Origin of the sequence: Bradyrhizobium retamae, assembly GCF_001440415.1 — a bacterium.
Classification (GTDB): Bacteria; Pseudomonadota; Alphaproteobacteria; order Rhizobiales; family Xanthobacteraceae; genus Bradyrhizobium; species Bradyrhizobium retamae.
Window position 1 is genome coordinate 17,061 of record NZ_LLYA01000170.1, and the last position, 24,801, is coordinate 41,861.

At 61.0% G+C, this 24,801-nt stretch carries 38 protein-coding genes, 1 tRNA gene and 1 pseudogene; 16 read left to right on the forward strand and 24 right to left on the reverse strand.

The features are described 5' to 3' along the window. The first annotated feature begins 72 nt into the window (after positions 1-72). Positions 73-966, forward strand: a complete 894-nt coding sequence (locus CQ13_RS25280; protein WP_057845546.1) for a LysR family transcriptional regulator — start codon at positions 73-75, stop codon at positions 964-966. Positions 967-1,010: 44 nt separating this feature from the next. Here the strand turns inward: CQ13_RS25280 and CQ13_RS25285 are convergent, their stop codons facing one another. Together CQ13_RS25285 and lipB are read right to left on the reverse strand one after the other, a co-directional pair. After that, positions 1,011-1,310 (reverse strand): hypothetical protein, encoded by a 300-nt coding sequence (locus CQ13_RS25285; RefSeq protein WP_057845547.1) that lies wholly within the window; start codon positions 1,308-1,310, stop codon positions 1,011-1,013. Between the two features lie 105 nt (positions 1,311-1,415). Then, positions 1,416-2,144 (reverse strand): lipoyl(octanoyl) transferase LipB, encoded by a 729-nt coding sequence (lipB, locus tag CQ13_RS25290; RefSeq protein ID WP_057845548.1) that lies wholly within the window; start codon positions 2,142-2,144, stop codon positions 1,416-1,418. A gap of 63 nt (positions 2,145-2,207) precedes the next feature. Between lipB and CQ13_RS25295 the strand changes: the two genes are divergently transcribed. From CQ13_RS25295 to CQ13_RS25305, 3 genes are all read left to right on the forward strand, one after another. After that, a complete protein-coding gene (locus CQ13_RS25295; protein ID WP_027583831.1) occupies positions 2,208-2,450 on the forward strand; it encodes a FliM/FliN family flagellar motor switch protein in 243 nt (80 codons plus the stop codon). Positions 2,451-2,547: 97 nt separating this feature from the next. After that, positions 2,548-2,632 (forward strand) — tRNA-Leu (locus CQ13_RS25300). Positions 2,633-2,746: 114 nt separating this feature from the next. Next, a complete protein-coding gene (locus tag CQ13_RS25305; RefSeq protein WP_245309298.1) occupies positions 2,747-4,126 on the forward strand; it encodes a DUF6538 domain-containing protein in 1,380 nt (459 codons plus the stop codon). Here the strand turns inward: CQ13_RS25305 and CQ13_RS25310 are convergent. The 11 genes and pseudogenes from CQ13_RS25310 to CQ13_RS25360 form a co-directional block, all read right to left on the reverse strand. Then, positions 4,116-4,322 carry a hypothetical protein gene (locus CQ13_RS25310; RefSeq protein WP_057845550.1) on the reverse strand — a complete coding sequence of 69 codons (207 nt, stop codon included), beginning with the start codon at positions 4,320-4,322 and terminating at the stop codon, positions 4,116-4,118. The genes CQ13_RS25305 and CQ13_RS25310 overlap by 11 nt on opposite strands. After that, a complete protein-coding gene (locus CQ13_RS25315; protein ID WP_156433894.1) occupies positions 4,319-4,546 on the reverse strand; it encodes a hypothetical protein in 228 nt (75 codons plus the stop codon). Before CQ13_RS25315 ends, CQ13_RS25310 begins: the two co-directional genes overlap by 4 nt. Then, positions 4,543-5,031: a hypothetical protein gene (locus tag CQ13_RS25320; RefSeq protein ID WP_156433895.1), complete on the reverse strand. Its 489-nt coding sequence runs from the start codon at positions 5,029-5,031 to the stop codon at positions 4,543-4,545. Before CQ13_RS25320 ends, CQ13_RS25315 begins: the two co-directional genes overlap by 4 nt. 90 nt (positions 5,032-5,121) lie before the next feature. Beyond that, complete coding sequence (locus CQ13_RS45875; RefSeq protein ID WP_245309301.1) at positions 5,122-5,685, reverse strand: hypothetical protein; 564 nt, start codon at positions 5,683-5,685, stop codon at positions 5,122-5,124. A 61-nt stretch (positions 5,686-5,746) separates the two neighbouring features. Continuing rightward, positions 5,747-6,325: pseudogene (locus CQ13_RS47245) on the reverse strand (DNA cytosine methyltransferase); the annotation flags it as partial. After that, positions 6,315-6,518 carry a hypothetical protein gene (locus CQ13_RS25335; protein ID WP_057845555.1) on the reverse strand — a complete coding sequence of 68 codons (204 nt, stop codon included), beginning with the start codon at positions 6,516-6,518 and terminating at the stop codon, positions 6,315-6,317. The gene CQ13_RS25335 and the pseudogene CQ13_RS47245, both read right to left, overlap by 11 nt. Then, entirely contained in the window at positions 6,505-6,954 is a 450-nt protein-coding gene (locus CQ13_RS25340) for a hypothetical protein (RefSeq protein WP_245309303.1), read from the reverse strand. Before CQ13_RS25340 ends, CQ13_RS25335 begins: the two co-directional genes overlap by 14 nt. Positions 6,955-6,991: 37 nt before the next feature. Then, positions 6,992-8,158, reverse strand: a complete 1,167-nt coding sequence (locus CQ13_RS25345) for a beta clamp domain-containing protein (RefSeq protein WP_057845557.1) — start codon at positions 8,156-8,158, stop codon at positions 6,992-6,994. Further along, positions 8,155-8,430 (reverse strand): hypothetical protein, encoded by a 276-nt coding sequence (locus tag CQ13_RS25350; RefSeq protein WP_156433896.1) that lies wholly within the window; start codon positions 8,428-8,430, stop codon positions 8,155-8,157. Before CQ13_RS25350 ends, CQ13_RS25345 begins: the two co-directional genes overlap by 4 nt. Beyond that, positions 8,421-8,807 (reverse strand): DUF7768 domain-containing protein, encoded by a 387-nt coding sequence (locus tag CQ13_RS25355; RefSeq protein WP_057845559.1) that lies wholly within the window; start codon positions 8,805-8,807, stop codon positions 8,421-8,423. The genes CQ13_RS25350 and CQ13_RS25355 overlap by 10 nt, the downstream gene beginning before the upstream one ends. 80 nt (positions 8,808-8,887) lie before the next feature. Continuing rightward, positions 8,888-9,571 (reverse strand): XRE family transcriptional regulator, encoded by a 684-nt coding sequence (locus tag CQ13_RS25360; RefSeq protein WP_245309305.1) that lies wholly within the window; start codon positions 9,569-9,571, stop codon positions 8,888-8,890. A gap of 248 nt (positions 9,572-9,819) precedes the next feature. Here CQ13_RS25360 and CQ13_RS25365 point away from each other — a divergent pair, with 248 nt between their 5' ends. The 11 genes from CQ13_RS25365 to CQ13_RS25415 all read left to right on the forward strand — a co-directional run bounded on the left by CQ13_RS25365 (position 9,820) and on the right by CQ13_RS25415 (position 19,183). Further along, the gene (locus tag CQ13_RS25365) at positions 9,820-10,197 is read left to right on the forward strand and encodes a helix-turn-helix domain-containing protein (protein WP_245309307.1); all 378 of its coding nucleotides are present in this window, start codon (positions 9,820-9,822) and stop codon (positions 10,195-10,197) included. A 12-nt stretch (positions 10,198-10,209) separates the two neighbouring features. Next, entirely contained in the window at positions 10,210-10,989 is a 780-nt protein-coding gene (locus tag CQ13_RS25370) for an ATP-binding protein (protein ID WP_057845561.1), read from the forward strand. A 31-nt stretch (positions 10,990-11,020) separates the two neighbouring features. After that, entirely contained in the window at positions 11,021-11,602 is a 582-nt protein-coding gene (locus CQ13_RS25375; RefSeq protein WP_197427431.1) for a DUF669 domain-containing protein, read from the forward strand. A gap of 108 nt (positions 11,603-11,710) precedes the next feature. Next, positions 11,711-12,832, forward strand: coding sequence for a hypothetical protein (locus CQ13_RS25380; protein ID WP_057845563.1), 1,122 nt, complete (start codon positions 11,711-11,713; stop codon positions 12,830-12,832). 2 nt (positions 12,833-12,834) lie between these two features. Next, the gene (locus CQ13_RS25385; protein ID WP_156433897.1) at positions 12,835-13,092 is read left to right on the forward strand and encodes a hypothetical protein; all 258 of its coding nucleotides are present in this window, start codon (positions 12,835-12,837) and stop codon (positions 13,090-13,092) included. Continuing rightward, positions 13,089-13,736, forward strand: coding sequence for an MT-A70 family methyltransferase (locus CQ13_RS25390; protein WP_057845565.1), 648 nt, complete (start codon positions 13,089-13,091; stop codon positions 13,734-13,736). Before CQ13_RS25385 ends, CQ13_RS25390 begins: the two co-directional genes overlap by 4 nt. Then, entirely contained in the window at positions 13,726-14,091 is a 366-nt protein-coding gene (locus tag CQ13_RS25395; protein ID WP_156433898.1) for a hypothetical protein, read from the forward strand. Before CQ13_RS25390 ends, CQ13_RS25395 begins: the two co-directional genes overlap by 11 nt. After that, on the forward strand, positions 14,088-16,013 hold the full coding sequence (locus CQ13_RS25400; RefSeq protein WP_057845567.1) for a DEAD/DEAH box helicase: 1,926 nt from the start codon (positions 14,088-14,090) through the stop codon (positions 16,011-16,013). The genes CQ13_RS25395 and CQ13_RS25400 overlap by 4 nt, the downstream gene beginning before the upstream one ends. Positions 16,014-16,024: 11 nt before the next feature. Continuing rightward, a complete protein-coding gene (locus CQ13_RS25405; protein ID WP_057845568.1) occupies positions 16,025-16,288 on the forward strand; it encodes a hypothetical protein in 264 nt (87 codons plus the stop codon). Continuing rightward, a complete protein-coding gene (locus CQ13_RS25410) occupies positions 16,275-16,631 on the forward strand; it encodes a DUF6511 domain-containing protein (RefSeq protein ID WP_057845569.1) in 357 nt (118 codons plus the stop codon). Before CQ13_RS25405 ends, CQ13_RS25410 begins: the two co-directional genes overlap by 14 nt. 8 nt (positions 16,632-16,639) lie before the next feature. Next, positions 16,640-19,183, forward strand: a complete 2,544-nt coding sequence (locus CQ13_RS25415; protein ID WP_057845570.1) for a bifunctional DNA primase/polymerase — start codon at positions 16,640-16,642, stop codon at positions 19,181-19,183. A gap of 121 nt (positions 19,184-19,304) precedes the next feature. Here the strand turns inward: CQ13_RS25415 and CQ13_RS44580 are convergent, their stop codons facing one another. The 11 genes from CQ13_RS44580 to CQ13_RS25470 all read right to left on the reverse strand — a co-directional run bounded on the left by CQ13_RS44580 (position 19,305) and on the right by CQ13_RS25470 (position 23,449). Next, positions 19,305-19,508 (reverse strand): hypothetical protein, encoded by a 204-nt coding sequence (locus tag CQ13_RS44580; protein WP_197427432.1) that lies wholly within the window; start codon positions 19,506-19,508, stop codon positions 19,305-19,307. Between the two features lie 394 nt (positions 19,509-19,902). Further along, complete coding sequence (locus CQ13_RS25425) at positions 19,903-20,331, reverse strand: lytic transglycosylase domain-containing protein (protein WP_057845572.1); 429 nt, start codon at positions 20,329-20,331, stop codon at positions 19,903-19,905. A gap of 12 nt (positions 20,332-20,343) precedes the next feature. Continuing rightward, positions 20,344-20,688 (reverse strand): HNH endonuclease signature motif containing protein, encoded by a 345-nt coding sequence (locus CQ13_RS25430; protein ID WP_057845573.1) that lies wholly within the window; start codon positions 20,686-20,688, stop codon positions 20,344-20,346. A gap of 11 nt (positions 20,689-20,699) precedes the next feature. Beyond that, on the reverse strand, positions 20,700-20,921 hold the full coding sequence (locus CQ13_RS25435; RefSeq protein ID WP_057845574.1) for a hypothetical protein: 222 nt from the start codon (positions 20,919-20,921) through the stop codon (positions 20,700-20,702). Beyond that, positions 20,918-21,160 (reverse strand): hypothetical protein, encoded by a 243-nt coding sequence (locus tag CQ13_RS25440; protein WP_057845575.1) that lies wholly within the window; start codon positions 21,158-21,160, stop codon positions 20,918-20,920. The genes CQ13_RS25435 and CQ13_RS25440 overlap by 4 nt, the downstream gene beginning before the upstream one ends. Further along, positions 21,150-21,404: a hypothetical protein gene (locus tag CQ13_RS25445; RefSeq protein ID WP_057845576.1), complete on the reverse strand. Its 255-nt coding sequence runs from the start codon at positions 21,402-21,404 to the stop codon at positions 21,150-21,152. The genes CQ13_RS25440 and CQ13_RS25445 overlap by 11 nt, the downstream gene beginning before the upstream one ends. Further along, positions 21,401-21,652, reverse strand: coding sequence for a hypothetical protein (locus tag CQ13_RS25450; RefSeq protein WP_057845577.1), 252 nt, complete (start codon positions 21,650-21,652; stop codon positions 21,401-21,403). The genes CQ13_RS25445 and CQ13_RS25450 overlap by 4 nt, the downstream gene beginning before the upstream one ends. Position 21,653: 1 nt before the next feature. After that, entirely contained in the window at positions 21,654-22,376 is a 723-nt protein-coding gene (locus tag CQ13_RS41500) for a nucleoside triphosphate pyrophosphohydrolase family protein (protein WP_057845578.1), read from the reverse strand. Between the two features lie 28 nt (positions 22,377-22,404). Further along, positions 22,405-22,674: a hypothetical protein gene (locus CQ13_RS25460; protein ID WP_057845579.1), complete on the reverse strand. Its 270-nt coding sequence runs from the start codon at positions 22,672-22,674 to the stop codon at positions 22,405-22,407. Then, positions 22,674-22,985 carry a hypothetical protein gene (locus tag CQ13_RS25465; RefSeq protein ID WP_057845580.1) on the reverse strand — a complete coding sequence of 104 codons (312 nt, stop codon included), beginning with the start codon at positions 22,983-22,985 and terminating at the stop codon, positions 22,674-22,676. Before CQ13_RS25465 ends, CQ13_RS25460 begins: the two co-directional genes overlap by 1 nt. A 77-nt stretch (positions 22,986-23,062) precedes the next feature. Further along, positions 23,063-23,449 (reverse strand): hypothetical protein, encoded by a 387-nt coding sequence (locus CQ13_RS25470; protein WP_057845581.1) that lies wholly within the window; start codon positions 23,447-23,449, stop codon positions 23,063-23,065. Positions 23,450-23,931: 482 nt separating this feature from the next. On the opposite strand from CQ13_RS25470, the gene CQ13_RS25475 reads away from it, so the two are divergent. After that, entirely contained in the window at positions 23,932-24,801 is an 870-nt protein-coding gene (locus CQ13_RS25475) for a hypothetical protein (RefSeq protein ID WP_156433901.1), read from the forward strand.

Below are 24,801 nucleotides of genomic sequence, written 5' to 3' on the forward strand. Positions count from 1 at the left end.
GGGACTCCGTCCTATTCATGCTAAGAAAAGAGATAAACTATCAATTTTGCGAAACACTGATACTGAAAAATCATGAATATGCTGAAGCACCCGATGTCAGACCTCGCGGTTTTCGTCCGAACGGTCGATCTGGGGAGTTTTGCGGCCGTGGGCGCCGAAATCGAGCTGACCCCCTCCGGCGTTTCCCGGATCGTGACGAGACTGGAGCACCGCATTGGCGCCAAACTGCTGCATCGGACGACGCGGCGGCTGGTGCTGACGCAGGAGGGCGAAACGTTCCTGGTTCACGCGAGAAGTATCCTGGCTGCGGTCGAGGCAGCCGAAGCCGATGTCGCCTCGGTTCATGGACGTCCGCGCGGCCATCTGCGGATCAACAGCGGCACCGCGTTCGCCAGACACCGGCTTGCGGAACTGCTGCCGCAGTTCATGGACCAGTTTCCGGAAATCGCGGTCGAGCTTTCGGTGAGCGATCACCGCATCGATCCGATCGCCGACCAGGTCGACGTCACGATTCGGGTCGGCCCGCTTTGCGATAGCGAGCTGATCGCGGTTCGCCTCGGCGAAGTCAGGCGCATCATCGCCGGCAGCCCGCGATATCTGGAGCGCTATGGCATTCCCGAACAAGCCGCCGATCTCGCCCGACACAATTGCCTGCAGCTCAGCGGCTTCTCGCGGCTCGCGCAATGGCCGATGTTCGAGCAAGGCAAACGGATCATGGTGCCGGTGAAAGGATCGATCCGCTCTGATAGCGCCGATTTCCTGCTCGACCTTGCGCTCGGCGGCGCTGGTCTCGTCCGGTTTGGCGACTTTCTGGGGGAGGCGGCCGTGAACGAAGGCAGGCTGGTGCCGGTGCTGTCGCACTGCCATGATCCCGATCCGCAACCGATCACGGCCCTGATCCTGCCGGGGCGGCAAACCATCCCGCGGGTTCGGGCTTTCGTTGATTTCCTCAAGGCGAACATTTGACGGCTGTTGGACAGCCGCTTCCGCGCGACGAGCGGCTCTCCGCTTCACACGATCAGCACATCCAGCACGGCCGCGGTCGCAGCGACAAGCGCGAGCGCAATCACGATGGCGCGCCAAAGGAGTTGTTGCCGCGCCGCGCGGCGATCGTGGAATGCCAGCCAGTCGCGAACGAATCCGGCGGGAATGTTCATCGTGACGCTAAGCCGGTTCGGATGATGCAGTTCGTGATCTGCGAAGATGGCGCGCACGTTCGCCGCGCCCAGTCGATCAAGTGCGCAATTCCATTCCCAGGCGTGCGTGCCGTTGGTCCATCGGTTCTCGAAGGGAAGCCTGTGCGACATCATCGCGACCTCCGCTGTTCACCGCCTGCCTCTGATATGTGGCCGCACTCACCGTGGCGGAAGACCTCAAGGGAAAGCGGCGATGGAAGCGGGATCCGATCGGCAGTTTCAGGCCGTTGCCGCTGGCAGGTCTGCCATGGTCGTTCCGAACACTTCCTGGAACGCCCGCCGGAGCGCGATGTCGACGTCTTCCATCGCCACGGGCAGGCCGAGGTCCACGAGTGAGGTCACCCCGTAACGCGGGTCGGCGACGCCGCAGGGAACGATGGCGGAAAAATGCGAAAGCTCCGGCTCGACATTGATGGCGATGCCGTGGAACGACACCCAGCGCCGCAACCGCACGCCGATCGCAGCGATCTTGTCTTCGTGGCCGACACCCTTGTCCGGCCGCCGGACCCAGACGCCAACACGGTCCTCGCGGCGTTCGCCGCGCACGTTGAAGGCGTCCAGCGTGCGGATGATCCATTCTTCGAGGCCGGCAACATAGGCACGCACGTCCGGTCGCCGCCGCTTGAGGTCGAGCATCACATAGGCCACCCGCTGGCCGGGACCGTGATAGGTGAGCTGTCCGCCGCGGCCGGTGGTAAACAACGGGAAGCGCGGCTCGAGCAGGTCGTCCTCCCTGCCGCTGGTGCCAGAGGTATAGAGCGGGGGGTGCTCCAGGAGCCAGACCAGTTCGGTCGCCTTCCGCTCGGCGATCTCGGCCGCGCGGGCCTCCATTGCAGCCACGGCTTCGGGATAGGGGACCGGTTCCGCCGAAATCCGCCATTCGACCCCGCCGCCGCCCTGGGCTTGCGCGAAGGTCGTCAAATCAAGGCTTTGGCGGTCATTAACCATTGGCTAACCATACCGTGTTCAGGTGGTAACCACACTAATTTAGTCCCCTTTGGCGGTTCAGAAGTGGCCACCCTCGATAAAGTCAGCGTCGATCTCATGGTGGTGCTCGGCACCACGACCATGCCTATTCACCAGGTGATGCGGCTTTCCCGCGGCGCCATCATCGAACTGGACGCCACCGAGGCGGACGAGGTCAAGATCCTCGCCAATAACTTGCCCATTGCCTCCGGCGTGGTGCTGGTCGATCGCAACCGCATCGCGGTCGAAGTCAAGCAAATGCTGCCGAAATCCCCTGATGTCAGGTAGTTATCGGAGCGCAAAACTTCCTTGTCCCTCCATCCCTGATTTGTTACATCGCAGCCGTTGATCCGGCGGGCTGCAATCCTTCCAGCCGGTATCCCAAGCGCTCGTGGCGGAATTGGTAGACGCGCTGCCTTGAGGTGGCAGTGAGTAACATCGTGGGGGTTCGAGTCCCTCCGAGCGCACCAAAAACCTCATTCTCCTGATATCCCAAGTGACTGAAAAGCCTCAACAATTAAATTGGGGCGCTGCCTGAACTTCCTATTTTCCCGAAAACTGTGATACAGTATGGGATACAAACTGTGACACAGGGCGGGAGCGCGACGGTGGTTAGGCAGGAACAACAGGATCGCTTTTTGCTCCTGCGTGCCGGGGTTTATTACTACTGGCGGCGCGTCCCGAAGGCCGTTGAGCACCTAGACGACCGTGCGCCGGTCATCCGCATATCGCTGAAGACGGACGATCTCGCCAAGGCCCGCGCGCAGCGGGACATCCTCGAAGGCGCGGACAGTGTGCTTTGGGGAGCGATGCTGTCCGAAGGCAGCGCCACCGAGCAGGCGCTCGCGGCCTACCAAGTGTCGCGCGCTCGGGCAGAGGCTCTAGGGTTCGCATACAAACCCGCTGGCGAAGTCGCGCAACTTCCACTGGAAGAGTTGCTGCGGAGAATATCGTCGATCAGCGACCCTCGCACGCCCGTTGCCGTGGAGACGGCGGTTCTCGGTGGTGTCGAGCAGCCAAAGGTCAAGGTGAGCGAGGCGTTCACCATTTACTGTGACGAGATCGCTGCGGCCGAAATCGCCGGGAAGAGCGAAGAGCAGAAGAAGTCGTGGAAGAAGGTGAAGGGCTACGCCATCGAAGCCTTCAAAAAGGTCGTCGGCGAAGACTTGGCGATGGTGGACATCACGCGAGATCACGCGAAGACTTTTCATGCACACTGGCGCAAGCAGATCGTGCCGACCGATGGCGGGAAAAAGAAGTCCGCCTCACTCGGCAAGCGCCGGATGGGCGATATGAGCATCCTGTATAAACGATACTTCGCGCACATCGGCGACGACACACGCGCGAATCCATTCGACGGCCTGACCTTCAACCAGAAATTCAAAAAGCGGCGCATCCCGTTCCCGATTGAGTGGGTGCGCGACGTTATCTTGAGTCCCGGCAAGCTGGCCGGGTTGAACGAAGAGGCCCGCGACATCGTCTTCATTTCGATTGAGACCGGCGCGCGGCCAATCGAGTTGCGCTATCTGCGGGCCGACAAGATCAAGCTTCGGGACAAGGTTCCGCACATCATCGTCGAGCCGTCGTTTGATGCAGACGAGCCGTATGAGGTTAAGACCGTGTCATCGGTGCGAAGGATTCCATTGGTAGGCGTGGCGCTCGCCGCGATGAAGAAGCATCCAGACGGATTCCCTCGCTACAGGGAAGACGGAAATTCGCTATCGGCGACCGTGAACAAATTCTTGCGCGAGAACAACCTGTCGCCGACCAAGAAGGAAACTCTCTATAGCTTCCGGCACACCTTCGAGGACCGCATGAAGGAGGGCAGGATCGACGACGAACTGCGCAAGATTCTGATGGGGCACGCGATTGATCGCGAGATGTACGGCTCGGGCGGATCGCTCAAGCTGTATCGGGACGAATTGCTGAAGATCGTTTATCCGTTCGACAAGTCTATCGTCTGATGCGCTGGCGGGCGCGTTCGAGCGTGTTGTCGTTGGCGCGTATCAGTTTAAGCTCGGACTCGAGTCGCTCATAGATCGGAAGATACGCTGCGCCCTTGTCCCCGGCGCGGTCGATTGCGAGCGCGACGCGGTCAAGGCACTTTTCAAGAAGGTCGGTGGTGATCTTGACCGGCTTGTTGTCGTTCGCAGCCTTCATGGCTTCGACTCCGCGATCTTACTCATATCGAAGTCTCTGATCCGGTATTGATCGAGCGCCATGTCACGCAGCGCATCGCACAGATCGGTGTCAGACCCGAATGCCTTCGCGCGCTCGATTAGTCCAACGACGCGAAGGCCGCGCTCGATCTCGACGGCGCGATGCAGACCGCATTCGAGTTTGTCACGTATGCGCTTGACGAGTTCCATTCGAGCTTCAGTCATGACACGGTGATCTCAAGATTGGTCGGCGCGCATCGGAACGCGGCCGGGCTCCGGGGCTGATCAATGATCGCCATGACTTCGGGACTTGTGTCGCCGGTCGAGACCGCAGCCAGGGCGACGAACTCATTCGACACGGCGCGACTGTCGCCGGGCTCATTCGCAGCGAGCATGTCAACGGCGAGCACCAACGCGCGCTTCAGAGCGTCGGCATCGTCGAGCAACTTGCCGATGTCGCGACCGTTCGCCATGTGGAAGAAGCCGCGCTCTTCAAGTGCGTCGCGGATCGCGTTGAGCACGTTGCGCTCTTCGAGTAGGTTGCGCAGCCGACCGCATGCATCGGTCTGATGCTCGGCACCCAGCGCCTTCCAGAAGTGATCCAGCGCCACGCGCAGGATGTACTCCCCGGTGCCCATCGGCTTCTGCAACATCGTGACTAAGTCTTCGAGATACGCGATGCGCGCAAGCGCGGCCTGATGCTCGATCATCAGCTTGTCGTGCTTCTTACCCATTGGTTGCTACCTTCTTGATGGTGCTAGTCTCAACGCCACTGCGGCGGTGATTTCATGCAGCGAGCATCAGCCGAACAAGCTGTGCTGCACTGGCGGATCGTCGGGAAAGTCGAGTTGCAAGAGTGCGGAACGCATACGCTGCTTCCAACGGGACAACGCCGTTGCCGAGCATGCGGAGTCTCTCAATGCGAGCGGCGTGAGGGCCAGACAGGTCCACCCGTGCGGCCAACCCATCAGCCATTCGACAAACTGCGGGTTCAAGGTGCGGCGCAACTTCGAGGGCGTGTCGCCATCCTGCGAGGTCAGATGGTCCTGGAGCGAAGATGCCAAGTCCATCGTGATATTGTAGCTGCGTGAGTTGCCCGGCTGGTGACTGTCGCTGAAGCTCAGCGAGGTCGGCGTCGGCCACTGCTGCGGTTGATTGTCGTTCACCGCGCTCGGGTTGCCCGACCAACGACGAACCTGATTCTCCAAACCGATCTGCCGCTTCGTGCCGTCCGCCTGCGTCCCGGTCAGGCTGGTGTTGTCGTTCAACGCTCGACCGCCGTTCGGAACGCTGGGCGTGTACCAAAGGTGCTCGACGAAGTTCGGAAGCTGATCCAGATGAAGCCGGCCCGTGCCGTTCTCCATGTGCGATTCCCCATTCACGCCCTTCCAATCCCGCGCCGCCGGCGTCGGCCACACAGAGGACGAAGCATCGCTCGCGACGGTGACTCGCGCCAACTTCTGACGCCGTAAAAAGTCCGACCTCAATTGAGTAACCAAGGCGGCGAACATCTCGCCAGACTCGTGCCAACCCGCCGGACGTGACGAACCCGCCGACGTTCTCGATGAAGACGAACGTCGGGCGCGATTGGACGATGATCCTGCGCGCTGGCGACCATAGGTCTCGTTCGTCGTCTTCGGCGAGACGGAGCCCTGCGACGGAATGAGGCTGGCACGGGATGCCGCCAATGAGTCCATCCACAAGGCCACGCCACGGCCTGCCGTTGAAGGTGGTGACATCGCTCCAAATAGGAGCCTCATGTAGTAGGCCCTGTTGCATCGCTGCGACCAAGTTCGCGACGGCGTGTGCTTCCCTCTCGACACACACGACGCTTCGAGCACTTGGCATTGCCAACTCGATTCCGAGATCGAGCCCGCCGCCGCCAGTGCAGAGGGAGATGACGTTGATTGGGGGACGTACAGCCACATTCACACTGCCGCCTGCGTCGCCGCCAGGGCAGTTTGGTTCATCCAGAACTCGACCCGGTTCGGCATCAGTTGACATCCCGAACGGTCTCGAAGGTACGGCGGACGCCGCGAACGCCAGCGATCACGGCATCGAGCCGCATGCCGATCTCGAAGCAACGGAAGCGGGCATCGAGCAGCGCGAACGTGACCGAGTCGACTTCCGGCTTCGCATTGCGAGCTACCGCAGCGACGATCATCTGCTTAGTGGTTGCATCCTCAGTGCGCGACATTGGTTGGGACATCCTGCAAAAGAGCGTGTTGGTCGGGATGGATTATCGGCCGCTGCTTGCGCTGGGCCTTGAAGCGAACCGGCCGCATGGCAGTCGGGTCGCGCAGGAACGGGAAGCGTTCGTGGATGCCGGTCACGATCTCGACCAACGCCAACGTGGCCTGCGGCATCGTGAGACCGAGCTTGGCCGCGATGGGCTCAAGCTCGGCCCGCACTTCGTCGGGCAATGTCTTGGCGCGCGGCACCGCGACGAAATCCCATCCAAGGAAGCCGAGCACGGCTTCGAGGGACTCGAGGCCCGGCCGGTTCTTGCGCCGCCACGCCTTGATGGAAGCGCGGCGAACGCCAGAACCTTCTTCGGTCTCGTCATAAGTGACGTGAAGTCTCGCCATCTCAGCGAAGACGAGCTTCACATGCGGGCCGACGCGCTCTGGCATCGTCACCGTGCGCCGAGCAACGCGATCTCGGCGGCGGCTATTCATGCTTCGGACCTTCAGCGAGTTCGGTGGTGATGTTCATCATGCCGATGACGCCGATCAGATCGGGCTCGCCCTCGGCGAGGAACATGACGCGGCGATGATGCGCGTCGGGATGCATGACGATGATCTCGGTCTTGAACGAGTTGAGCATCGTCTTCATGAACTGGCCGTTGATGCCGAAGGCAGGGACTTCGCCCTCGATCTCGGCTGCGACCACGTCCACACCGCCGCCGGTCTGGCTACCAACCGCCACCACGAAGCCTTCGTCCGAACCGGCGCACTGCAAGCGGTGGCCCAATTCCTTCGAGGCGAACGGTTCGAGCGGCGAGACGGTGCTGATGCACGACACGCGGTCAACGAGCACGCTGTTCTCGGACGGATTGCTAACCAGCGGCCCGTAGTTCGGATAGGTGCCGACCAACATCGCCGAAGAGAATCGAATGTCGTCGGTGGTGAAGAGGATCGTGCTGCTATCAACCTCGATGTTGACCACGTCGGCAGCACGGAAGAGTCGCAGCACGGCGTTGACGGTCTCCGAAGAGAGGATGACACCGGCCGGCTGCCCTTCACGATGCGGCATGTTCTCGGCGCCCTCGGGCAAGCCAACCGTCGCCAAGATCAGGATCATGCCGGTGGTGCCAACGGCGGCGAGCACCGGACGACCATCATCTTCGCGCACATGCAGGAAGACGCCAGCCATCGGGGAGTTCGGCACGTTCGACAAGGCTTGCGACGTGTGACCGAAGAGCCGGACAAGATCAGCGCCGCTCAACTGGAACTGCGCGCCGCTGACTTTCGACTCGCGAGCAGGCCAGTCTTCGGCGGCGAGCGTCGGGAACGTCACGCGCGAGCGACCCGCCTTCACGATCAGGTCGCGCTTCGCGTCGTCATAGGTGAACGAGACCTCGACGCCCTTCGGCAGACGATCCACGGTCATCTTCAGCTTGGCAGCATCGACGGTGGTCGTGCCGCCGTGCTCCATCTCACATTCACCGGACGCCTCGACCATCATGTCGAAGTCGGTTGATGCGATGGACAGGACGCCGTCGCGCGCAATGATGCGGGCGTTGTTGGCGATCACTGACGGCGAGTTCTTCGGTGCGCTCGATACGCCGCGCGTTACGATATCAGCCAGACGGTCGCGATTGATCTTCAACTTCACAGAGGCACCCTTTTTGAGTCGAGATGATGAGATGAACCGACATGCGCTTCGCATTCGGCGACGGTTGAGAACTTGGGATTGAGGTAGCGATGAAGGCGCTCGGTCGCGTCTTCGTACCGGCCCTGCCGGATCAGTGAGTCGATCTCTTCGGCGAACACGTTGCCGACCGATGCGAGCCAGCGACGCGCGACCATTGAATCGCCAGCGGACAACGCGGCATGCGCGCGAGCCAGGGCAGCGAGGTCTTGAGCTACGGCGTCCATCAGTTGCACTCGATGGATTCGTAGACGATCGTGGAAAGATACTTGGGGTTCGGCAGCGTCACCGGGCCGTCGATGGCGCGGAGCTTGAACGGACGCCCTTCGGCGACGGCACTATCGAGCGCCGCGTGCATGCCGTTCGACCATCCCCGATCCGTGTAGAAGACCGAGTAGTCGGCGACCTTGCGCCAAGCGAGACCGAGCGCGATGCCAAGCTCTCGCTCGTCCGGCTTCCCGTCGTTCAGTACCTGAGTGAGAAGAAGGTGCGATGCCTGCGCGCTCTCGCGGCGCAGGGCGCAGTCCTTAAGGGCGCGACGGGCATAAGCCACGTTCGCGATGATCTGCCCCGCGAAGGGCGATTCCAAAATAACGAGTTTGATGGGTTGCATGATCCGTTGCCTCTCCCGAGCAGCAACGGATCAATAACAGAACTATCCGTTATGTCAACGGATAGCAACGGATGGAGCGGTCAAACTAATTCACAGCTTCCCATGATGCGGTGCAAGGATTTCACGCTTGCGCGGGGCATCTCGACAACGACTTGATCGCTTAGGGATCGCACACTGATCTTGTCGGTCGAAATAGAGACCACTTCGCGTATAGCAACGCGGTTGTCGGATGCGCACACGATGGCGAAACCGCCGTGCCTCACTGGTACCCTTGGATTCACGATCACCGCCTCGCCAGCCCGGTAGCGTGGGGACATCGTGTCATCGGGCACCGACACGAAATAAGCGTCGGGACCGCTCACGATAAAAGGACTCCGTTGAGTCTTGTTCGATTCGCTGAGCGAAAAGAAACCATCCGGGTCTGTAAGTCCTATTTGATACAGGGTGACGGTTTCCGGCACGGCCATGTTGTTATCGGCGCGTCCGCCAGAATCGCCAGAGCCTGCAACGCGCGGGGTTTCCTGCTCGCCGAAGAAGTAGCCAACGTCGGTATTTAAGACGGCCCCGAGCTTGGCGAGCGACTCGCGTGTCGGGTTCAACGATTTGTCGCCGAGCAGGTCGTTAACGTAGCTCAGTCCTAAACCTGCACGGCGCGACGCTTCATTGCGTGAGAGATTCGCGGCGGTGACGCGTTCTTCGACGCGCGTCTTTATGATCTCCAATTTCGGATGGGTCTTTTTGGCCTCCGCCTTCTTCGCAGCCATAATCCTCTTTCCTGTCAATTCGCTCAACGCCATGTCCCCACCTTCATTAGTAGCGGACGCTCGCCGAACGGCAAATCCCTGTTTGGTTCCGGCTGACGGCATCTAGGTCTTGTGTCTTGATTTCATCCGTCGCTATCCGTTGACAACCATGCAGCCGTCCGTTAGATAAAGTTCAACGTGATCAACAATAGTTCTCATTGATTCGGCTTTAAACCGGAACCCTGACGGATGTCAAGCGGTAGCGACGGATGGATTTGTCGGGCGAAACGAACGAAGCACTGATCGGACGGATCGTCTCGCTCACGCAGACCATTAACGATCTGCGGCAGTCTATGTCCCTTTCTGGGGCACTACCGCCGGATTGGCGGCTGACCCCGAAAGAGCGCGATCTGTTCCTTGCCCTGGTCCGCAACGAGATCGTCTCGAAGCAGATGGCCGTGGTCGTGCTGTACGGCACTCAGGATCGCGAGACGACGCATTCGGTGGACGTGTTCATGTCCCGCATCCGTCACAAGACCGAGAAGCACCGCATCAAGATCGAGACCATCAATCGAACCGGCTACCGGCTCGTTGATCGGCTCGTATGGGCAAAGACTTTGAAGCTCGACACGCCCGTCGAGCACTAACCGGGGAGCCACATGGCAATCTCACTAAAGTCCATCAAGAAGAAGACTGCTGCCGAGTTGCAGCCGGTCTTCACCATTTACGGCGTGCCGAAGATCGGCAAGTCGTCGCTGGCTGCGGAGTTCCCGCGTCCGGTGTTCATCCAGACCGCCGAAGGCGAAAGCGTTCCGGCCGGTGTTGAGGCCGAGACGCTGGAAGTTCGCAACTACGGCGAACTGTGCGAGGCCATCGGCGCGCTCGTCAACGAAGAGCATGACTTCGGCACGGCGGTTTTCGACTCGACGACGGGGCTCGAAAACCTGATCCGCGCGGAAGCCTGCGCACGCAACGGCTGGAAGACCCTCGAAGACCCCGGCTTCGGCAAGGGCTACAAGGTCGCCGCCTCGATCTTCCTCGAATACATCGACGGCATCATGACGCTGCGCCGTGAGAAGAACATGGCAATCGTGCAGCTTGGTCATTGCGACATCAACCGCTTCGACTCGCCGACGACCGATCCGTACTCGCGCTATCGGATCAACCTGCACAAGGATGTTGCCGACATCATCGAAGCGAACAGCGACGTGATCGCCTTTCTCAACTTCAAGGCCACGATCAAGAAGGTTGAGGCTGGCTTCAACAAGGACATCCGCCACGCCGAAGGCGGTGGTTCGCGCTGGATGTATCTCGAAGAGCGTCCCGGCTTCATCGCTGGCAACCGCTTCGGCATGCCTCATGAAATCCAATACCGGAAGGGCGAAGGCTACGCGGCGCTCGCCAAGTTTCTCCCGCCTGCGCCGGCTGTCGCCGCCTAATCACCCGACCGAAACGCCATAGGAGAACATCGTGGCACAATTGAACGTAAACCTCGCCGACGTGAATGAGAACGATGCGGAAGGCGGTAATTTTACCGTCCTGCCGCGTGGTCGCTATATGCTTCAGATCATCGAAGGCGACGTGAAGGAAAACTCGAAGAAGACCGGCATGCTCTTCGACTACAAGGCCGAAGTCATCGAAGGCGACTGCCAGGGCGCCAAAATTTTCGGCAACATCAACGTCAGCCACTCGAACATGACCGCTCAGAAGATCGGTCAGGCTCAGTTGAAGGCGCTCGCTCTCGCGTGCGGCATGGACCCTTCCACGCTGAGCGACACCGAGCAGCTTAACTGGCAGCCGTTCCTCGCCGATGTCGATATCGAGCCCTACCAGAAGAACGGTCAGGACAAGGAACGGAACGTCATCAAGAAGTTCATCCACGCCGGCAACGCGGACTCGGTCCCGCCCGGCAAGGAAGCTGCGAACGACAACGTGACGAAGCCGACGACCACTGCGAACGACAACAAGCCGCAGACCACGACTGCGCGCCCGACGCAGAACAATGCCGCTACCGCTTCCGGCGGCGCTCGCTCGATGCCTTGGAAGAAGTAACGCCTTCGTCCTGATCTGACGCTGGGGCTTCGGCCCCGGCGTTTTGCCCCCTCCGAAATTTCAACCTGACCAACGTGCCCTTCGGCGCGAACGCTAGAGGCTTGCCTAATGGCTCCGCTACCACGAACGATCAGTCAGACGACCGAAGCCATCTATGCCGCCTATGCGAAGTCTCGCGGCCAAGCTTGGGACTCGATGGGAATCTCCATCTCGATCCTCGGCGAAGAGTGCGAGCGCGCACTTTGGTACGAACTGCGCTGGGCATCTCAGCCGGAAGTCATCGACGGCCTGAAGGCGATCACGTTCGAGACCGGCAACATCGAAGAAACCCGTCTGCTTAACGCGCTGCGCATGATCGGCTGCGAAGTGGACGAGGTCGATCATCGCGGCAAGCAGTATCGCGCCAGCGCAGTCGCCGGACACGTTCGCGGCAAGATGGACGGCAAGGTGCTCGGCCTGCCGGAAGCCGTGAAGACGTGGCACGTCGTCGAATGCAAGTCGATGAAGGAAACCTATTGGAAGGCCGTCGTCAAAGATGGCGTTCGCAAGGGCTACTACGCTCATTGGGTGCAGTTGAACCTTTACTGCCATCTCTTCGGCTTCGAGCGCGGCCTTTACATCTGCCGCAACAAGAATACCGGCGAGGTCCACAGCGAGCGCATCGAGACCGACCACGTCGAGGCGATCCGTCTGCTCGCTCGCGCTGAGCGTATCGTTAAGGCCGCTAATCCGCCGCCGAAGCTTCACGAAGACCCCGAAGCGAAGCTGGCCTTCAAGTGCAAGCATATGTGCAAGCACAAGGCGATCTGCCACGACAAGGCGTTCGCGCGCATTTCGTGCCGCACCTGCTTGCACGCGACCCCCGAGATGTTCGGCGACGCGGCGTGGTCGTGCGCTCGCTGGAACAAGCCGCTCTCGCTCGCTGAGCAGAAGGCCGGCTGCCCCGCACACCTGTTCGTTCCGACGCTCGTCCCCGGCGAAGTCGTCGATGCCAACGATGAAGAAGAGTGGGTGCTTTACACGCTGCACGACGGCCGCGAATGGCGCGACGGCGTGAAGCCCGCCCGTCGCTATTGGCACCATCCCGAAAGCGGCTCCGTCTTCATGACGACCGCAGACGAGCCCGATCCGCGCGAAGGCGGCGGTGACGGCGCGCTTGTCGAAGAACTCACTGCCGCTGAGTTCGCAACCCTCTCCGAACGCTACGCTCAAGACAACAACGAGGACTGATTGTGTCTGCATATCCCTTTGCCACTCGCTTCATGCTGACCAAGGGCTGTCAGTGCATGTACTTCTTGCCGGGCGAGTCTGGCATGGCCGGTCTCGTTTGCGGTGCGCCGACAAGGGCCGGCAAGTCGTTCTGCGACGCGCATCGCCGCGAGACGTATCAGCCGCTCAAAGCGGGCCGCATCTATTTCCGCGATGCGTCGGTGGTGACGTGCGACGACGATTCGGATCACGAACCCGATCTGACGGAGATCGTGTCGTGAAGTTTCCGCTGATCTATGCCGATCCAGCGTGGACCTTCGAGACGTATTCGGAGGAAGGCAAGGATCGCTCGCCCGAGCAGCACTATGACTGCATGACGCTTGACGAGATCAAGGCGATGCCCGTCGCCGATCTCGCGGCCGACGACTCCGCATGCCTGCTTTGGGCGTGTGATCCGCTGCTCGACAAGGCGTTCGAGGTTCTGACCGCTTGGGGCTTCACCTTCAAGACGGTCGGCTTCTACTACATCAAGATCGCACGCGGCCTGCGTCCGGTTACAGGCATGGGATATTGGACGCGCGCCAATCCCGAGATTTGCCTGCTCGGCACGCGTGGCAAGCCGGAACGCCTCTCGAAGGGCGTTCAACGGCTGATCCTCGAACTGACATTTGAAGACAAGGTCATCCTCGCGCCACGCACCGAGCACTCGGAAAAGCCGCTCGAAGCATACGACCGCATCGAGAAGCTATTGCCCGGCCCGTACCTCGAACTGTTCGCGCGGCACGCCCGACCTGGCTGGCACCAATGGGGCAACGAAGTCGGCAAGACCGGCGGCACCCCGAACCTCATTCACATGCCCGGCTACCCGGCACGCGCCGTCGTCGCCAACGACAACTCACTCTTTGGGGGAACCAATGCAGCGTAAGGACTCGCTTACTGTACTTCGTGACCATGTCATCGCGACTGACGGGCAGACCGCATCGCCGGGGATGAAGGCCGTCGAGATCGAACGCGCCCTTGAGCGCGCTGGCCTGACGATCATCTCGAACGAAGCGATGGCCGCGTTCGCGTGCATCGTCTCTTATAGCGGATGCACTGCATTCCAGTTCGCCACGCTGATGCAGCGCCTTGGTCTCGCACAGGTCGTTCCGTTCGATCCTGCGAAGCATGATGCCGGCGGCGAAGAGATCGAGCCCGGTTCCGACTTCCTCGAATACAGCGATGCGCTGAAGAGCGTCCTGAAGCATGCGCAACCGCATCTGCGGGGTCGCCTGCAATGAGCCTGACGCTTCGCCAATATCAGCGCGCCGCTGCGGACTCGCCGTATCCCTATTGGGAGAAGAAGCCGGAAGGCAATCCGCTGATCGTGCTCCCGACCGGCGGGGGCAAGTCGCTTGTGCTCGGCACAATCACACAAGAGTTCATCGAGATCGAGCCGACGACGCGCATCGTCATGGCGACGCATATCGCCGAACTGATCGAGCAGAACTATGCTGAGCTTCTAGGCTTCTGGCCTTGGGCACCGGCCGGTATCTATTCGGCATCGCTCGGCCGTCGTGAGGCTCACGCGCAGATCGTGTTCGGTGGCATCGCGTCGATGTTCCGCAACGCGGAGAAGATAGGCCACGTCGATGTGCTGATCATCGACGAAGCCCATCTCGTCCCGCCGGACGAAGCCGCGATGTACGGAAAGTTCATCAAGGCGCTGCGCGCGATCAATCCGAAGATGTTGATCCTTGGCCTGACCGCCACGCCGTACCGGATCGACTCCGGGCTGCTCACGGAGGGCGACGACGCGCTCTTCACCGACATCATCTATGAGATCACGATCAAGGAACTGATCGACCTTGGCTTCCTTGTTCCGTTGACCTCGAAGGCCACGGCGACGCAGTTGGATTTGAAGGGCGTCGGTCGATCCGGCGGCGACTTCAAACCGACTGCGCTTCAGAAGGCCGTCGATAAGCATCCGATCACCTGTGCGGCGGTTGATGAAATCGTGGCCTATGCGCAGAGCAACGAAACGCCGCGTCGTTCGTGGTTGGTGTTCTGCACTGGCGTCGATCACGCGGTCCATGTCCGCGATGAAATCCGCCTGCGCGGCTTCTCATGCGAGACGATCACAGGCGAGACGCCGAAGGGCGAGCGTTCGCGCATCGTCGAGGACTTCAAGGCTGGCAAGATCACGGCGTTGACCAACGCCAACGTGCTGACCACGGGCTTCAATGCACCGCGCGTCGATCTGCTCGCGATGCTACGGCCGACCGAGTCCACGGCGCTCTATGTGCAGATGGTCGGTCGCGGCACGCGCTGCATGGGGAAGGACATTCATGAGTCGATCCGCAACGGCAAGTCTGACTGCCTTGTGCTCGACTTCGCCGGCAACGTCCGCCGGCATGGCCCGGTGGATCGCGTCACCGTGCGGAAGCCGGGCAAGGGCCAGGGCGAAGCGCCGGTCAAGGAATGTCCGCAGTGCCACTCACTGATTTTCGCCGGTCTGAGCGAGTGCCCTGACTGCGGCCACAAGTTCGAGCGCGATGTCGAGAAGAACATCAAGCAGACCGCCGACGCCGTGCCGATCCTGTCGTCGTCGAAGCCGAATTGGGTAACGGTCAAGCGCCGCACCTTCTATCGGCACGATAAGCCCGGTGGCACGCCGAGCATCCGCGTCGAGTACATCTGCGGCTTCGTCTCGCACAAGGAATGGATTTGCCCCGAGCATAAGGGCTACGCGCGCGTCCTGTTCGAGAAGTGGTGGAAGAAGCATGGCGGTGGTGACGACGCTCCGCTGTCAATCGACGCCACCTTCGGCCTTCTGAAGGATCTGAAGCAGTGCGCCGAGATCATGATCAAGGCCAACGGCAAGCATTGGGAGATTGTCGGGCACAAGCTGACTGATGCCGATCCGAGCATCGAGCCGCTTGGCTTCGTGCAGCCGTCCCGCGAGACCGTGTTGCGTCGTCATGACGAGATGGTCGCAGCACGCAAGGCGACGATGCCCGGTGTGACGCCGGCTGCGCCTGTCGCTCGCGTTGTGCCGCCTTGGGAGAAGCCGACGACGATCACCGTCAGCGCTCCGAAGGCAACGATGCCCGGCTTCGTCGCGCCTCGCGCCAAGCTCGATACGTCGAAGCCTTGGAACGCGCAGATCACGCCGCCGATCAACAGCCGCAATCTCGATCTCGACGACGACATTCCGTTCTGAGGGGGACGAACGTGGGGGCCATTAGCAAGGCGATGCGACGCAACGAGTCGTATCAAAAGCTGTCTGCCTACCTGAGTGAGCAGGGATACCCCTTTGAGCCCGTGCATGGCTCGAAGCATCCCTATCTTTTGGTGGACCTGAAACAGGGATCGAAGGTGAAGTTCTTCTTCCCGGCCAGTGCAAGCGACCATCGCTCGGCTGACAACTGCGTCGCTCAGATCAAGCGGCTTATCCGTGAACGGCTGGGAGGCCAATTCCATCATGACGCGCCGTAACTTCGACGCCGAACCTGTCTGCTGCGGCGTCTGCCAGCGGCAGGCAGTTGGCCTCGGCTACGCACCAAAGCAGGGTACGCCGGTTCTCTGGCTCTGCGATGAACCTGAATGCATCCAACTTGGACGAGTCGTTTTTCACATGGCACCTAGCAAGCTCACTCACTTTGAACGTCTCTCTCTTGCCGACGCCGGCAGCGAAGGGGGCGCGTATCTCGAAAAGCTCGGCAAGTTCGACCTGTCCGAACTCAGCCAGGACGAATGGATGAATTTCCTAACCATCGTTCTCAAGGGCTACGGCACCAAGATGCGCGAACACGTCCTCTCCCACGCTGCACCGTTCTGAGGCTCGATATGACTGAAGCACCTTTCTCACAGGTTGGCCCTGATCTCTTTCGCATGGGGTACAATCCGATCCCGATCATGCCCGGCGACAAGAAGCCCGGCATGATGGTCGGGGACGAATGGCGCCTATTCAAGGGCTGGAATGAGTTCTGCGTTTCGCGTCCCAGCCAGTTCCAGATCAATCAATGGGCGAAGTGGCCGCTGGCTGGTGTTGGCGTTGCGTGCGGCCAAGGCTTGATCTGCATCGACATCGACCTCGAAGAAGCCGTCGCTGCGCTGCTCGAAATCCTGCCGCTCTCAACGGTGCAGAAGAAGGGCCGCAAGGGCATCTCGCTCTTCTATCGTGGCAACACCGAGAAGATCAGGTCGAAGAACTTCCGCACGCCCGAGCGCGTCGGCCTCGTTGACCTGCTCGCTGAAGGCAAGCAGACCGTGCTTCCGCCCTCGATCCATCCCGACACGGGTGAGCCCTATTATTGGTGGACCGAAGGCACACTGCTCAATACCTACCCGGAAGACCTGACCGAGTTGGATGACGACATTGCCGATCAGATCGCGGAAGTGCTGAAGCAGTTCGGCTATGATCCTGAAGGCGACCGCATCGTTGAGCGCGTTGTGGCCGGCGACATCCCTGAGACCGCCCTGACGCATTCGAGCGACTTTTACCGGAAGCTCAACGAAGACGCGCTGGCGAACCTGCACGCCTGGGTGCCGAAGCTTGGCCTGCCGAAGTGCCAGTGCAAGTTCGGGAACGTCTATCGCGCCGTCGCCCCGTGGCGTGCGTCGGGATCGGGCAGGGCGGTCGCGCGCCGTAACCCGAACCTGTCGCTGTCGAGCAAGGGCATCGAAGACTTCGGCACTGGCGAGAAATTCACGGCGCTCAACGTCGTGATGAAGGTCATGGGCATTAACGATTCCGAGCGCGACGCGGCCGTGCAATGGCTGGGCGAGAATCTTGGCTATAACTTCGGCATCGAGATCGACCTGCGCAATCGGAGGAAGGAAGCAGAAGCCCTTGGGAAGGCCGCACAGCACCTCACGCCGTTGCCCGAGAAGATCATCCACGTTTCCACGCCGACGCATGCTGAGCCGCCGCTGGCATTGCGTGCGCCCGTTGAAGCGACCTATGTCAACAACGATGTGGCGGACGATGGGATCACCATCCAGACTCCGACTTGGAAGCCGACGAAGCGCGGCAACCTTGTCGGTCTGTTGGCCCCCAGCGAGCCCCCTGTGCCGGCTGTCGTGGACGCTGACGCGATCCCCGAAGAGATGGGCACCGAAGAAGTGCCTATCGTCCCGCCGACTATGGACGAGCTTGAAGCCCTCTGCCGCGACGTGCCGGGATTGATTGGCGAAATGATGGACTGGATCGTCGGATGCTCTAATAGCCCGTCGCGTCCGCTCGCCCTGGGTCCGGCATTGACGTTCGTCGGGACGCTGGCCGGTCGCCACCATGAAGGCCCGACCGAACTGCGCACGAACCTCTATATCTGCGCTCTGGCGCCCTCGGGGTATGGCAAGGACCACGCTCGCAAGCGCGTCTTGGCGCTGGCTGAGAAGGCCGGTCTGCACACCAACTACATCGGCCCCGAAGACTTCCTGTCGGACTCGGCCCTGCGCAAAACCATCGAGCGCCGGCCGTCGCTTCTGTCGATGATGGACGAGTTCGGTGGCTTCATTAACAAGATCATGGATCGCCGCGCCGGTTCGCATCAGTCGAACATGCGCACCATGCTTCTGAAGCTCTTCACCATGTCGGACTCGTCCTATCAGGGAACGGAGGGTGCGCAGGAAACCGCGACGCCGATTCACAACCCGAACTTCTCGATCTATGGAACGTCCACGCCGCACGACTTCTGGCCGTCAATGTCCGGCAAGGGCATCGGCGACGGCTTCCTGCCGCGTTGGTTGGTGCTCACGGTATCGGGCGAGCCGTTGCGTGGCGTCGCGAAGACCCATGACCGGGAGCCGCCTGACCGGCTGGTTGAGTGGTGCCGCGCTATCGTGTCGCTGTCGCAGAAGGGCAACCTGCCGCCGTCGTCGTCGCGACCTGTACAGGCGCTTAAGGCCGGCTGGGGCAAGGACGCGGAAGCCTGCTATGAGTATCACCGCGAACTGTTCTCAAAGCGCGCCAACGCGATGAAGAACGAGATGTCGGTGCTTTGGTCCCGCACGATGGAGATCGCCCTGCGCATCGCTCACATCGTCGCCATCGGCGTCAATCCTGAGTACCCGGTCGTCACCGAAGACAACATGCTTTGGGCGATCAGGTTGGTCGAGCTTTCGGTTCGGTCCTGTCTCATTGAGGTTGGCGACCGGCTCGCATCAACCGAGAAGCAGGCCGAATACCTGAAGGTCCGCCGCATGATCAAGGAAGCCGGCGAGTTCGGCCTGACCGACACGAAGCTGAAGGCGCAGGTCAACGGCGAGTTCGACCTGGCACGCCTCAATGCGATCACGACGCAGCTTCAGGAATCGAAGCAGATCGACCGCAAGTTCACGTCCGGCAAGACCGGCGGTCGCCCGACGTTCCGGTGGGTCGCATTGTAGGGCAATGAAAAAGCCCGCCGATTTGGCGGGCTTTGTTTATCGAGTTGCCGTGGCTGGCTGGCGTTGGGCTGGCTGGCTAGGCGCTCCAGCCTAGATTGCTGGAATCGGTGACGGCAACTAGCTATCCTTTGCGTTCCGCCGTTGCAAGGGAGCGCAGATCGACCGGCGGCGCGACGCCCTGACTCAGTTCGTCGAAGGTCTCGATGGCAACGCTCTTGGATGCACTCGCCGGTTGTTGCAGGGCGACTTGCGGCGGGAAATACTTCGCGGCAAAATTGTCCTTAAACCCATAGCCATAGTTCACGAATGCCGCGATCAGGATCACGACCGCGCCGCAGATCGCGGGAATGCGAAGGCTCCGACTGCTTTCCATGCTCTGCGAAGCCGCGTAGCACCGTAGAGCTTCAGCGCAAAGCGCGCTGTCGCTTGGTCCTAAAGTAGTTTCTTCCCCACTGTTTAGCGCCACTGCGAGCGCCAAGGCGTTGCCCCTGTTATTCACGATGCTAGTCTCCCTTTTCCCCGTTCGGTGATGCAACCGGGGTCCGTAATGTTCGCGGAATGCGTGTGTTTGGTTGTGTTCTAACGATTTCGCAATGCGAGGTTAGCGTCAAGATTTTTAAAGTTTCTCTCAAGGCGGCTTTTGGAATCTATCTAAAGAGAGTCGCTACTGCGAAAACAGCGGCGGCTTAAACCGAAGGGATAAGCCGCCGAGTTTTTTACTACCGATTTGACTGATACGCAGATGCCGCAGCCATCACCTTCCGTCCGTACCCGGTGCATCCCGGCCTTGCATAAACGCCGCGCTGATAAAGGCTGACCCCTGCGCACCCCGATCCACCTTTCTCGATGGCGATCCGCAGGTAACGCATCCCGGCACGAATACCAATGTTGCAATCGTACAGATTCCCCGTGACACCAACGCTGCGCGCAGTGGCGGGCTTAACCTGCATGATCCCACGCTCGCCAGCGCGGCCCGTCAGGTGGCAGTTGTAGCGGCTCTCGACCGTGACAACGCCGTGAGCAATGTGTCGCGGGACGCCGTGTGAGTCGGCGGCGCTGTCGATCTGCGACCGCAGGTCAGAGGCGAACGCAGGCAAAGAGGTAGCGATCACGGTCGCCAGTGCGACCGCGCTGAAGAGGCGCTTCATGTACTTCCTCGTTTAGGCCGCTATGGCTTCACACTCGAAGCGACGGGCCTTGTCGCGGCGACGCTGGTTCTCTTTGTGCGTCACCAGTTCCAGATGATCCGCGTTCACGCAGCGGCGAACACGGCAGCGATGATCGAGTTGCTTGCGAGGGGGAATGGGACCGTGTTCGAGCACGAACATCACGATATGGACGGCCATCGTGCCGCCATCGAGACACATGCGCGGATAGTCCTTCCCCCTCCCGGTGCTTCCCGACGTGGGTCCGGTCCACAAGTGGCACGGTGTATCGAGCGGCCCTTCGACCACCTCGACGCGAGCCATTACCTTGGCTCGGATGCGCTCTTTGCGAGGGCTCATTCGAGCCCCCTTTAGTGAGTGCGCTTCTGGCGCTGAAGGAACGCCTGAAGGTGGTAAGCGCGATTGTGCGGAGTGTCGGCGATCTCGGCCGAGACGCGGGACAGTGCCTTGCGGCGCTCTCCGTTCTCGATCCAGTGGTGGTGCAGTTCGGTGAAGCGATAGCCGCCTGCGGATACGCGCGGCGCGATGCGAATGGATACGTCGGTCAGGATGCGCGCGGATTGGATGTTCATTTTACGAAGACACCCAGGGCGGCGAGTGCTTCGTCCACGATGGCGATCTGCTGCTCGATGACGAGCTTCATGTCCGGCACCATGCGCTTGACGAGTTCGGGGCGAACATCGTGATCGCGCTCGGCCGTGTTGCCGATATGCAGGCGGGCGGTAGCAGAGCCGAGCATGCCGAGCAGCTTGGCGTAGTATTCGCGCTCCTTGATCAGGTCGCGGACCTTGTCGAAGTTCTCAAGCTTCATTGTCGGTATTCCCCGTGGTCCCAAGTGAGTAGAGTTCGCGGAAGGCGTCGCGACTGATGTTCCTCGCATCAACCTCGACGATGCCGGGCGGAAAGGCCCGGTCAGGATCGGGCAGGACGGCGATGCCGCTCATGTCGATCCCTCCGTCACTGAGGAAGCAGTGATGGTATTCGTGTTCGCGCAGATGGCCGGCGATCTCGTTGTAAGCGGCTTGGCTGATCTTCAGCCCGACGACGGTTCTCATGATCCGTCGCCGACGCGGTATGCGGCGCGCAGCAACGCGATCCTCTTGTCGGCGTGCGCAAGCTCCGCTTCGAGTTCTGTCACCCTCTCGGCGTGAACAGTTTCTGCGAAGCGGACGATCTCGCGAGCCAAGTCCTGCCGCTCTGCGGTGACGTATGCGAGACCCATCGCCTTCTGCCGCGCGTCGGCGCGAGCGACATACTTGCGATCAACGAAGGCTTGCGCCTGAATGAGCAGGGCGGGGTTCATCTCAGTACGCCTTGCCGTGGGTGCCGAGACGAGCGGCGTTGGTGTGATCGGCGCGAGTGGCGTTGTAGGCGAGCTTCGCGGACGCGGCGTCGCCGAGACCGCAACGCTGAGAGCCAGCCAGATCGAAGATACGGAACAGCGCATCGACCATCTCGACGGTGAAGCCGTCGAACTGCGGCAGCTTGTCGTCGGCCAGACTCTTGCGGTGGGCTTCCATTGCTTCAGACAATTCGCTGACCGTGAGCATCAGCTTGGTCGGTACGACGAAGCGAGCGTTGCGAAGGTTCTCGCCGGTCGCCGGGTCGATCCACCAATGAGCGTTGGCGTTGTGGATGATCGCGGTCATCCAGTTGAAGCAGAAGCGGATGGCGGTGGCCGTGTCCTGCATCTCGGCGAGCGCGTCGCTGGCGATGTAAAGTGCCTCCTTGTTGTTGTCGCCTTCGGAGAGCGTGTCGCGGATCGACACCAACGCGGTGGCGTAGCTGGCCGCGTCGCGTGCGTGCTCGGCGGCGAGCTTCATCGCGTGCATGGCCTGATCATCGGCCGCAGCAAGGCCGAGTTCTGCCTTGAACAGCTTGCGCAGGTCGCCCCAGCCGGGGATCAGGACGATGGCGGTCAAGGCCGTGAAGAGCACGGCGATCCAGAAGTGGCCGCGAACGAGCGAGTCGAGGACGGTGGAAATTCCGATACCGCCGATGACGAGTGATGCAAAGAGACGAAACATTCTTGTGACTTTCAGGGTTCGGTGGTGATCAGTTGAGCGGCTGGATGGTCAGGGCCGGCGGCAGCTTCTTCGAGACTGCGCGGGCACCTTCGGGCGTGACGCGGAAGACCCGCATCGAGCCGTAGTCTTCGCGGGGATCGCGGAACATCGCGCCCTTGTCGGCGAGACATTCCGCGAGCCGGATGTCCTCTCCGTTGGCGTGGACGGCGACCCGGTTGCGGCAGATCGAACGCGAGCGTTCAAGTCCGAGCGCGCGGCGAACCAACATCCCTTCGCCGTGGGAGAGGACGGCCGCCATTAGCGCACCGCCTTCGCGCGGCAGTTTTCAAACCGCTCGATCAGCGCCCAATTGCGGGTCGGCGGGATGTGACCACGGAATTGCGAGCAGTCGCTTGCCGAGACCTGCATCAGGCGGATGGCTTCGGCGCTCTCGGTGTTGGCGAAGTATTCGCCGCTCGAAAGCGGTGCGACGTTGCGGTTGCGATCCCAGCACTTGCCGCCGAGCGCGCCCTGCTTGCACACCACGTTCGGCGCGATCAGGTCGTCGGAGGCGAATGCTGGCGATGCCAGAACGGCAACGGCAGCGGCGAGGAACATCATCTTCTTCATCGAGTAGTTCTCCCAAACTGATGCACAAGCGCATCGTGCAGGGCACCGCTTGGATGCCCTGTGGCGATGCGCTCGCATCAGCCGAACAAGGCGTTCTGATCGCTGTGCATGGCCGGCGCAGCGGAGCGGCGCGGCTTTGCGGGAGTGGGGGCGGGAAGCTCGACGGCCTCGGTGCGCATGTGATGCCGCAGGACGTGAGCGGTCATGCCGCTGACGTTCTTCCGGCGCTGCTCGGTCTTGATCAGCACCTTCCGCTTGACGAGTTCTGAGACGCGAGGACGGATAGCCAGGACAGTCTCGCCGAGTTGCTTGGCGATCTCGTCAGCGGTCAGTTGGTAGCCGCGCAGCATGAGTTCGGTGACGGCATCGCGGAGCATCGAGGCGCGGCCCCCGATGCGTTCGGCAGCATCCTTGGATGCGCCGCCGCCCTTCGATCCCGGCGTGTTCGGATACTTCTCGTCCATAGGCAAAGCTCTCCCGTTCGCCCGCAAGGGCGTTTTCCGATTGGCGATGTCGGTGGTCTCCCGACCGTGGCCTGCCGACTCGGCAAGCTCCCGTGCCTCAACGGATAGCGACGGACGAAAAGGAAAGCAAGAACTTTGTGAGGGATGTTGACGGATGACGGGCCGGTTTTGGTCAACGATCCGTTGACGGCCAGACGGAATTTCGGCATCGTAATTCGGCGTTCTAACGGTTATAGTTTTGACGAAAACCGATGGGGGTTAGTTTCGGGGGTTTTGCCTGAAACTGAAGGCTCAAAACGGGTTCTAGGGGTTTCGGTTATATATATAGAGGTAATATATAGATCATATTTATTGGATGTAATTTAGTGTGATTTGCACCTTACCCCTATATAGGGAACTGAAACCCTCAAAACCCTCATAACCCCCTTTTTGACGGTTCGGGCGACGGATGGGAGATAATATGCAGAACGGACGGCTGACGGATGACTAGGAAGACGATGCAGGGCTGGGAGCGCGCGTCTGAGGACGTTGAGATTCCGGGCGAGGGGATGACGCTCGATGCCTACGTGGCGGCGATCAGGGTCTCCCCACTTTTTGCGGACGAGGTCGTTCGGCATCTGCATCGCAAGAAGCTGATCTGGATGTCGGTGCGCAGAGGACATGCCCGCATCTTCCCGGCGAGCCATCGACCGGCTCGCGGTCGTCCCCCGGCGGTGGACGTGAAGCTTCCGGTGCTGATCGACCCGAGACTGTTCGGCCTGTTCACCGACGTTGGACCTGCGGCCGTTAACATCGCCGTGCTGAAGTCCAACACGCCGAGCGGTGGCTGGATGGATCAGCCCCAGCTTCAGGCTGAGATCAGGCGCTCGATCGCGGTCGAGGCCGGCAACGTGATGGCGGTCTTCCGCCGGTTCATGGACGCCAACGCGATCCAGGTCGGCTTGGTGCGCAAGTTCCTGTGGCTCGTCTTCCCGGCGGTGATGCCGATTGTCATCGAGACGCAGCCGGAACTTGAGCAGGGAGACGCCCCCCTCGCGAAGAAGCTGATCCCGGTGCCGAAGCGTGTCGCCGCGAACCTGCCGGATGAAGAGCGGGTCTTCAGCTACATCCAGAAGGCGGGACCGGCCGGCATTGCCGCCTATGAGATCGTCAGGACTACGGCTGGCGTCCTGAAGCGCGAGCGGGTCGAAGAGGTCGGCACCATGTTGGAGCAGGGCGGGTTGATCTTCTCGGCTATGGCCCGCACGTCCGACCGTGGCCGGAAGGGGCTTCGGTACTTCGCCGCCGAGTTCGGCGAGCCGCAAGTCGGGTCCGATGGTCGGGTCTTGCCGAAGCTGGGCGTCGTTACCTGA